The 7,289-nt window shown below is 66.5% G+C and carries 9 protein-coding genes; 2 read left to right on the top strand and 7 right to left on the bottom strand.

Translation table 11 applies throughout. The features are described 5' to 3' along the window. Positions 1-40: 40 nt before the first annotated feature. The 4 genes from AF1_RS12375 to AF1_RS12390 all read right to left on the bottom strand — a co-directional run bounded on the left by AF1_RS12375 (position 41) and on the right by AF1_RS12390 (position 2,780). Positions 41-1,213: an RNA polymerase sigma factor gene (locus AF1_RS12375; protein WP_067796919.1), complete on the bottom strand. Its 1,173-nt coding sequence runs from the start codon at positions 1,211-1,213 to the stop codon at positions 41-43. Continuing rightward, positions 1,210-1,557, bottom strand: coding sequence for a YciI family protein (locus tag AF1_RS12380; protein ID WP_067796922.1), 348 nt, complete (start codon positions 1,555-1,557; stop codon positions 1,210-1,212). Before AF1_RS12380 ends, AF1_RS12375 begins: the two co-directional genes overlap by 4 nt. Beyond that, a complete protein-coding gene (locus tag AF1_RS12385; RefSeq protein ID WP_067796925.1) occupies positions 1,554-2,129 on the bottom strand; it encodes a dihydrofolate reductase family protein in 576 nt (191 codons plus the stop codon). The genes AF1_RS12380 and AF1_RS12385 overlap by 4 nt, the downstream gene beginning before the upstream one ends. Before the next feature lie 99 nt (positions 2,130-2,228). After that, positions 2,229-2,780: a Type 1 glutamine amidotransferase-like domain-containing protein gene (locus AF1_RS12390; RefSeq protein WP_067796928.1), complete on the bottom strand. Its 552-nt coding sequence runs from the start codon at positions 2,778-2,780 to the stop codon at positions 2,229-2,231. Positions 2,781-3,230: 450 nt separating this feature from the next. On the opposite strand from AF1_RS12390, the gene AF1_RS12395 reads away from it, so the two are divergent. Continuing rightward, positions 3,231-3,920, top strand: coding sequence for a hypothetical protein (locus AF1_RS12395; RefSeq protein ID WP_131732334.1), 690 nt, complete (start codon positions 3,231-3,233; stop codon positions 3,918-3,920). A gap of 272 nt (positions 3,921-4,192) precedes the next feature. Here the strand turns inward: AF1_RS12395 and AF1_RS34270 are convergent, their stop codons facing one another. The 3 genes from AF1_RS34270 to AF1_RS12400 all read right to left on the bottom strand — a co-directional run bounded on the left by AF1_RS34270 (position 4,193) and on the right by AF1_RS12400 (position 5,998). Continuing rightward, complete coding sequence (locus AF1_RS34270; RefSeq protein WP_131732333.1) at positions 4,193-4,405, bottom strand: hypothetical protein; 213 nt, start codon at positions 4,403-4,405, stop codon at positions 4,193-4,195. 429 nt (positions 4,406-4,834) lie between these two features. Next, complete coding sequence (locus AF1_RS34275; protein ID WP_131732332.1) at positions 4,835-5,155, bottom strand: hypothetical protein; 321 nt, start codon at positions 5,153-5,155, stop codon at positions 4,835-4,837. A gap of 570 nt (positions 5,156-5,725) precedes the next feature. After that, positions 5,726-5,998, bottom strand: coding sequence for a hypothetical protein (locus AF1_RS12400; RefSeq protein WP_131732331.1), 273 nt, complete (start codon positions 5,996-5,998; stop codon positions 5,726-5,728). Between the two features lie 855 nt (positions 5,999-6,853). On the opposite strand from AF1_RS12400, the gene AF1_RS12405 reads away from it, so the two are divergent. After that, entirely contained in the window at positions 6,854-7,108 is a 255-nt protein-coding gene (locus AF1_RS12405; RefSeq protein WP_067796937.1) for a tyrosine-type recombinase/integrase, read from the top strand. Positions 7,109-7,289: the final 181 nt, after the last annotated feature.

Raw genomic sequence — 7,289 nt, forward strand, 5'->3', positions numbered from 1 at the left:
CGCCATCAGCGCGACCAATCCCCTCCCGGCCGCACCCGTTTCACGGTCGCAAACTGAGCAGCCGCTTTTCAAGGAAGGTCATTTCGGCCGGATTATCCGTCCGCTCCAGGGCTCGGCCGTACGCTTCGGCGGCCTCCTCGTCGCGTCCCAGCCGCCTCAGCAGATCGGCGCGGATCGCATGGAACAGGTGGTACCGGCCGAGGTCGAGACCGTCCACCAGGCCCAACGCGGCCCCGGGTCCCTCGACCTCGGCCACCGCCACGGCCCGGTTGAGCGCCACCACCGGACTCGGCGCCACGACCATCAACTGGTCGTACAACCGGAGAATCTGCCCCCACCGCGTATCCCCGGCGGTCGCCGCGGCACTGTGCACCGCATTGACGGCCGCCTGGATCTGATACGGCCCCGGCCGGCCGATCTCCAGACACCGCCGGACGAGCGCCTGCCCCTCCCGCACCAGCCCGCGATCCCACAACCCGCGATCCTGCTCACCGAGCAGAACCAGTTCCCCGTCCACCATCCGGGCGGCCTTACGGGACTCGATGAGAAGCATCAACGCCAGCAGCCCCAGCACTTCGGGCTCGTCCGGCATCAGCTCATGAAGAACCCGCCCCAGCCTGATCGCCTCGGCCGCCAACTCATCCCGACCCCCATACCCCTGATTGAAAACGAGATAGACAACGGCCAGCACCCCGGAAAGCCGCCCCGGCAGATCACCCTCCTCCGGCACCCGATACGGAATCCGCGCGTCCCGTATCTTCCCCTTCGCCCGCACCAGCCGCTGCGCCATCGTCTTCTCCGGCACCAGAAACGCCCGCGCGATCTCCGCCGTGGTCAGCCCGCCCAGCAACCGCAACGTCAACGCCACCCGCGCCTGCAATCCCAGAGCCGGATGGCAGCACGTGAAAATCAGCCGGAGCCGCTCGTCCTGCACGGTCCCCACCTCGACCGGCCCGCCCTCGTCCACCATCGCGGCCTGCGCCTGCTTCCCCGCCCGCGCCGCCTCCCGGCGCACCCGGTCGATCGCCTTGTTCCGTGCCGTCGTGATGACCCACCCGGCCGGGCTGGGCGGCGTCCCCTCCACCGGCCACCTGCGCACCGCCTCGGCGAACGCGTCCTGGACGGCGTCCTCGGCGACGTCGATATCGCCGAAGGCACGGACCAGCACGGCCACCGCCCGCCCGTGCTCCGCCCGGAAGACCTCCTCGATCACACCTCGCCGTGGAACGGCCGCACCTCCATCGGCAACCCCGTCGCCTTGACGAACCTGGCCGCGATCTTGAGCGCCGCGTCCAGATCCTCCACCTGGATGATCGTGATGCCGCCGATGTGCTCCTTGCCCTCCGCCCACGGCCCGTCCGTCGCGATCACCTCATCGTCGCGAAGCCGCACCATCGTGGACGCCTCGGGCCCGTGCAGCCCGTGCCCGAACACCCACGACTCCTCCAGCTCCAGGTCACGCCGAATCTCGAAGATGTCCGCCATTACCTTCTCCAGCACCTCCGGCGGCGGCGGATCGCCCACCGGCTGGATCATGTTGAGCAAGTACAGCTTCATGCCCCCTCCTTCACGTACGTCGCGATCACTACCCCGGTGGTCGTCGTCACCGACTCCACAAGCCGCAACGACGCCTCAACCCCCTCGAACAGCCGCCGACCCGTCCCCAGCACGAGCGGATGGACCATCAGCAGCCACTCGTCCACCAGCCCCCGCCGCATGAGCTCCCGCGCAAGCACCCCGCTCCCCAGCACGGTGAGCCTCGCCACCCCCCTCTTGACCTCCGCCACCTCGGCCACATCGCCGAGCAGCACCGAGTTCTGCCACGGCAACGGCTCCCGCAGCGTCTCCGAAACCACGTACTTCGTGACTCGGTTCAGCGCGTCCGTGTACGGGTTCCCGTCCCTCTGCCGAGGCCAGTACTCGTAGAACTGCTCGTACGTCCGCCGCCCCAACAGCTGCGCTCCGTCCGAGCCCATCCTCTGCCCCAGCACAGAAGCCATGACCTCGTCATTCCCCGCCACAGCCCACCCACCGCGCACGAACCCGTCCCGCGTATCCTCATCAGCCCTCGCCGGCCCCTGCATCACCCCGTCAAGCGACACATGCTCGACCAGAACGACCTTCCCCACAACGCCTCCCCAAGCTCCCGGCCGGCCCACCACCGACCTCACACCCCCTACACGAACGCACCCCCCACAAATCGACACCCCACCCAGAAAAACGCCGGATCAGGATCGCGAAGGCGGGCGCGGCACGGTGACGGCCGACGCCTGCCGCCACCACGTTTCGCCCACCCCGACCACGGCTTCGTCGTCGTTGATCGGCAAGAACTCGCAGCGGTCCCCGTAAGCGGCGATCAGTCGCGCGTACCGTTCCCGCCGACCGCGGTCGGCGTGCACGAGGGGAAAGAATCCGACCAGCCCGAGACCCTCGGTGGTCTCGACCGACCCCGGGTCGTCAGGCCCTCGGTAGAAGGCGAGGTCAGCGGTCGCCAGGGCGGCCCCGGCGGACACACCGGCGTAGGCCAACTCGCCGCCGAGAACAGCTTGCTTGACGATGCGAACGAACCCGCTGCGCTGCGCGTGCTCCAGCAGAAGGATCGGATGACCGCCGGTGACGAAGACGAGCTCACAGCGCTCCACCGCACCGTCCACGTCCGCCGCCCGCGCACCTTCCAGATCGAGGTACTCAACCCGCACCCCGCAGGCCGCCAAGTGCCCCACCACCTCATCGACCCAAGGCGTCAACGGCAACGGGTTGCCCGCCGTGGGCACCACCACAGCCCGCCGTGGCCGGCGAGGAAGCCCTTCCATCCACCCCAGGAGGGCGCCAAGCCCCTGGCTCCCCAAAAACGCCCGCACGACAGCCCCAGCCACAGACCCACCGTAGTGAGCCCTAGGCTCGACAGCGATTCCCCGACCTCGGGCTCCCAAGACCAACAGCAGCCCGCCCCGGCCCGCGGGGGCCTGGCGGCCGCGTGACCCCGCTTCGCACTCGCCCGCCGCCGGTTGCTCTGGGCCCACTAAAAGGCGCCGTTCCGCTGGCAGGGCCTTGCGAAAGCCATGAGCGCCCATCCCCCTGCCCACGTCGATTGACGACTAGGAAGAGGACATCCTCCCAGGGGCGCCTCGCCCGCGTACCCGGCGGCGTGCGTCCAGATAAGGACATGGGGTAATGAACTCACTCTTGGGGTAGTTGGCGCTCAACTCGGACATTCGCATCGTCGTGTCATGGCGCATTACTGCGATGTGGAAACCCAGGAGGGCGGCGGTTGCCGACGCCGGGTCAATGCCGCGACCTGCAAGGACCATGTGAACGGGCCTGTGCCGCGAAAGAGCGGCAGAAGTAATCGGGCGCCCGTTCGGTTACGCAACCTACGCCCCGAAGCACTGCCGCACAAGACGGTGCAGATGGAGGCGGCTCCCGCCGAGAAGGCTTCCATCACCCTTTTGGATGCGGTCACGATCGTTCAGCAACTCCCTGTCGACTGGCGAGGCAAGATCGCGGAACAGTCGGTACGGCTGGTCGGCAGAGAGTTGTGGGGCGACTTCCTGCGGCAGAGAACCGCTGGTCTCTGCCACCCGCTCGCCCGGACGGCACGCGAACTCCTCGCTATCAAGGCGACTGTCGGCCGGCTACCGGGCGAGGCGGCTACTGGCGCCGCACGCCGTGCCGGTGCGCCACCCGCCGTCCAGGCGATGGCCGAACGGTTCGCTTCCGGACTGGGCATCACGACGACGATCGAACAGAAGATCGCCGCCACTGCCCACGCTGTCCGGGTTCTCGGCGTCTTCGTCTGCGTCATCACGGACGCTGTTCCGAGCTGCCAATGCCTCAAGGACCTCGTGGCGGAGAACATGCCCAGAGAGGAGTTCGAGACCAAACTGTGGCACCTCATGGAGCCTCGCCCGCCGACCTAACCTGGCTGTGCGCCAACTCAAGACGCTTCCGAAGCCACGAGGACATCCTGTTTCACCGACTTCTTCGCGCGGAGGATCGATAGGGGCCGCGTGAGACTCCTTTTGGCAATCGGCCCTTCTTGATCGGGAGGGGTTTTAACGTGGGAGTCGGCGAGGGAACTTGAACCCCTGACCTTCTGTTTGCGAGCAAGATCAGCGACGTCCAGGACCGTCCCCACACGCCTCCTGACCAGCGCCGCACCCTCCCGAGGGGCCACATCCGCCCAAGATCATCAAATCCCGTTGTCGGCACTGGCGTTAGCATCCGGCGCGGGAAACTGGGCAATGTATCGCAGAGCCCGCTCCCAGGGATCGAAGGCAAAGAGCGACCGGGGCCGGTGGTGATGGCGTATGCAGAACGTGTCGAGGTCCATATGGATCGGATGCGGCCGCAAGCCGCTCAGCGGTTCGGCGGCGCGTGCGACCCTCAGGAGTTCGGCCTGCAAGGTCCATCCATCATGATCGAATGCCCAGGTGCCGTCCGTGACATAGACGTGGCCGGCGTCCCTCGCCCCTCGTGGCCAGAGCCCGACGGGATGGAACCCGGCGCCCGGGATAGGTCTCCATGAACGCGTACGCGAGGATGTGGCAAGCGCCAGCGGCGAAGAACGCCACGTCATCCCGATTCCAGGAGAGCATTTGATCCCGTCGCTCGGCGCTGGTGCGTCTGAAGCACGCGCTCGGACGGTACACGCCTGGAAGCCTACGGAGCCAAGAACACAATGCCCCAGCCCGCGCACACGTCGCAGATTCGGCATAGGTCCCGGGGTGCTCGTTCACGCGAACGATGCGCAAGGTGTGACAGACGGTCTCGCGCGGACGAGTGCCCCGGCTCGCGGGTCCAAGGGGTGGCGCAGCCCCCTGTTCGAGCCCGCTCAGCCCATGGACGGCACAAGAGTGAGCTTGATGTAGCCCGTGGCCGTCCAGCTTTGCCACATCTGGAACGCGTTGCCCGCTGGCTCAACCCGTATGTGGACGACTTCCCCAGGGGCTGCGGTGAAGGCGAGTCGAGGACTGCCTGACCAGTCGATACGGGCCTGTACCTCATGTGTTCCTGGGGCAATATCGACGCTGACCTCGCCGCCCGGTTTGATCTTTCCGTAGGGAGCGCCATACACGAATAGGCGGTAAGAACGCAGCAAATCCCGCAGGGCTCGCTTCGGCCGTGAGAAGACCACACGAGACGTGTCGGTCATGTCGCCATGGTCGCATATAGGCGGACGGGGCAGGAGGACGACCCTCCTCGTCCCTATGACGTCGGATACCTGGGACGGCTGCCCCGGCCGTCACCTGGTGGGAGAGCTGGCCATGGCCCATGACGAACCCTGAGGGGTGGCCATGGCATTGATGGCCGGGGAAAGATCGCGGCGGCCCGGGACGGGTGGATCTGCTTCGAAGACGAGGCCGGCCGGATCCTGAGACCGCCCAAAGCACGCACCTGGTTCCGCCGCGGCACCACCCCGGTCGCGGCGGTTTCGGGCAGGGGTTCGGGCCGGGTCTCCAGCACCGGGCTGGTGTGTTTCCAACCCGGCCGCCGAGACGTGCCACCCAGGCTGATCTACTGGACCGCCCCGCCGCGAAGCAGGCTGCGCGTTCACCCCACGCCCCGCCCAAGCGCAGACACCTCCCTAAAGCAGCCGCATTGGGCCGCGCAGCCCCCTGGTTCGAGCTCGCTCAATTGGCCTGTCCGCTTGCCGCCACCTTCTGGTCCCGAACCTGTACAGCAACGGATTCGGGTTCCATAGCGTTGGGCTGGGGCAAAGCCGTTACTTCACGGCCGCCTGGGCTGCGGACCAAGCGCGGGCGGTGACGCGTTTCTGGGTGCCGGAGCGGCTGTCCGTCCCAATGAACGCCATGGCCATCACCAACCGGCCAGAGCGGATGTTGATCCAGGTCGTATAGGCAGACATATCCACGTCGGGGAACGTCATCGTGAGTCGACTGCCGGTCAGTTCGGCATCGGATATAGCAGGCAACTGGGACTTGTTCAACGGTTGCGTGCTGACGATCACTGTTCGGCCTTGAATCTTGGTGGTCACCTTGTGTCTGCAGATAGCGGGAACGCTCAAACGAAAACGGGCCATGTCCGTGTTCTCCGGGACCCAGACAAGCGTCTCACCGATTGAGCTCGCCCCAGACCGGTAGATGACCTGGGCCGAGGGTGAATCGCTGATCGTTGCGGGCCATTCGCCTGGAACTCCTCTCCCGCTCTGGCATCGCGCATCGACTCCAGACAATTCAGGCTCGGGCTGTGGACTGTCGCTCTGGAGCAATTCGCCGTACGTCCCGCTGGCTGGACCTGTCACAGGCTGCTGGCCAGACTCTTTTGGGATCAACGCAGCTTGAAGTTGCAGCGGGTCAACGGTCTTGCTGGGGGAAGCCGACGACTGACTATGAGAGGTTGCTGCAGATTTGTTGCGGTCGTTCGAAGGCAACCTTGGGCTGTCATGACCTCCACAGCTGACCACGCTGACGCACAATACGGTCGCGCTGGCGACAAATCGCAAGGAATGCTGCATGAGAGTAGATCCTAAGACGTGGCCAACCACAAGAGGGCGGAGTTTCGTAAGGGTCGTGCTCCGGGTGCGAACTCAAGGGAAGGGCTGAGCATCATCGGCCCGGTGCTCCATGGGCTGCTTCACGTTTCTGGGGCGCGCGTGGGGTGGGGCGGCCGCGGACGGCGGCGCGAGACGGGACCGGACGGAACAGGCCGCGCCCGGCGGGCCTCTGGGTACATGCTGCCGCTCCTCGTGCCCCCATAGCGTCTGGAAGTTCGCCGCGACCCTCAGCCCGCCTCGCTCGGCGACCATGCGCAACTTGTCTCCGACGTCCTCAAGGCACAGCGTGCCCGCCAGTTCGCCGACACGTTCAAGCTCGGCGAAGCCTGGAAGGGCGTGGACAAGGACGTGGACGGCTACGTGTTCGCCACCCGGTGGGGAGAGCCTGTCCAGCCGGGCACCGTTTCTTCCCTCATGGTCGCGCTGATCAAAGAGCACAACGACCGTGAGGATGTCGAGCCGCTGCCGCATGCTCGGCTTCACGATCTCCGGCACGTCCACGCGACGACGCTCCTCCTGGCGGGCGTCCCCGTCCACGGGGTGGCGGTGCGGCTGGGGCACGCTGATCCGGTGGTCACGCTGCGGGTCTAGGCGCACGTCGTCAACGAGCAGCTCGCCGAAGCGGCCGAGATCTTCGCTAAGCGGGTTGGCCGGGTCGCATAGCGGTCGCATCGTTAGCAAACCCGTTAGCAAAAGGCCCCTTGCGATGGTCGCAAGGGGCCTTTGAGCTGGGAGCCGGCGAGGGGACTTGAACCCCTAACCTTCTGTTTAC

This window comes from Actinomadura formosensis NBRC 14204 (assembly GCF_001552155.1).
GTDB lineage: Bacteria > Actinomycetota > Actinomycetes > Streptosporangiales > Streptosporangiaceae > Spirillospora > Spirillospora formosensis.